2 protein-coding genes are annotated in these 1,684 nt (G+C 65.6%); both read left to right on the top strand.

Annotated elements, in window-relative coordinates:
* A partial coding sequence (locus ACN269_RS35350) for an aromatic ring-hydroxylating oxygenase subunit alpha (RefSeq protein ID WP_421477788.1) occupies positions 1-1,294 on the top strand: 1,294 nt, incomplete at its 5' end.
* The coding region (locus ACN269_RS35345) for an aromatic-ring-hydroxylating dioxygenase subunit beta (protein WP_421477787.1) at positions 1,291-1,684 on the top strand (394 nt) is incomplete at its 3' end. The genes ACN269_RS35350 and ACN269_RS35345, both read left to right, overlap by 4 nt.

Below are 1,684 nucleotides of genomic sequence, written 5' to 3'. Positions count from 1 at the left end.
TGTTCGGGCGCGAACCACTAGAGGCCACAGAAGGAGTTCAGCCATGACATCAGTGCTCGGCGGCCGGCTGGATCAGCTGATCCAGCACGACAAAGTGCACGGGTCGCTCTATACCGACGATGCGATCTTCGCCGAAGAGTTGCGCAAGATCTGGCACCGGACGTGGGTGTTCGTCGGCCACGAGAGCGAGGTCCCGCAACCCAACGACTACGTTCGCAAGAAACTCGGACTCCAGGACGTGGTCATGACCCGCGACCGGGACGGCGAGATCCATCTGCTTCTCAACCGCTGCTCGCACCGAGGCAACCAGGTCTGCGATGACCTCAAGGGCAACTCGGGGACGTTCCGCTGCCCATATCACGGCTGGACGTTCCGCAACACCGGCGAGCTGATCGGCTTTCCGTTCTTCAAGGGTTACGGCGAACGCAAGCTCGATCGGCCGATGGGCCGGGTGCCACGGGTGGATTCCTACGGGGGCTTCGTGTTCGGCAGTTTCGCGAGCGCGGGGCCGACGCTGCGGGAGCACCTCGGCGCGGCGGCCGGCGAGATCGACCGGCTGACCCGGCTGTCACCCGAGGGCCGGGTGAGGTTGGACGCCGGCTGGCTCCAGCACCAGACCCGGGCAAACTGGAAACTGCTGGCTGAGAACGAAACCGACGGTTACCACCCGCAGTTCGTGCACGGCTCGATCTTCGGGGTTACCGGCAGCACCATCGGCCCGCTCTACAGCGACTCGTCGACTGCGGTGACCCGTGACCTGGGCAACGGGCACAGCGAAAACGACCTGCGTCCGGAGTTCCGCAAGTTCGCGCAACCGATGCGCTGGTTCGGCACCACCGAGGCGCGGGTGCCCAACTATGTCGCCGCGATCCGGGAGAAGTACGGGGAGGACGCCGAGCGGATCCTGATCGAGGGCGGCCCGCATGTGATGATCTTCCCGAACCTGTTCATCGCCGAGATCCAGGTCTTCAACATCCAACCGGTGGCCGTCAACGAGTGTGTGCAGTACGCCACGGCGGTGCAACTGGACGGCGCCCCCGAACTCAACCAGCGGATGGTGTCGCAGTGCATGGGTTCGGTCGGCCCGGCCGGCATGTTGCTGGCCGACGACACCGAGATGTACGAGCGCAATCAACGCGGCGTGGAGGCACTCACGCCGGAATGGCTCGACGTCCGGCGCGGTCTGAACCGCGAGCGCGTCGATGACGACGGCTTCACCATCGGCGGCGCCACCGACGAGACCGGCATGCGCGGGTTCTGGTCGCACTATCGATCGTTGATGGAGGCGGAATGACGGGGACGCTCAGCACCGCAATGGAACTGGGTCCGGTACCGGACAGCTTCGACCGCGTCGAGGTCGAACAGTTCCTCTACCGCGAGGCGCGCTACGCCGACGAATCCGACTACGACGCTTGGGAGGCGTTGTGGACCGACGACGCGCTGTACTGGGTGCCCGCCAACGGCGCCGACTCAGACCCGGCGCGGGAGATGTCGATCATCTACGACAACCGCAGCCGCATCCGGACGCGCCTCAAACAGGCGCGCACCGGTAAGCGCTACGCCGCGGCGCCGGTGTCCAGCATGCGCCGCCTGCTGAGCAATATCGAGTTCCTGGGCGGCAGAACCAACTCTCAGGGCGGTGTCGACCTCGAGGTCGGCGCCAACTTCGTGCTGCTGGAGTCGA

The organism is Micromonospora sp. WMMD736 (assembly GCF_049179015.1).
Classification (GTDB): Bacteria; Actinomycetota; Actinomycetes; order Mycobacteriales; family Micromonosporaceae; genus Micromonospora.
This window is presented reverse-complemented; position numbering and strand designations above follow the sequence as displayed.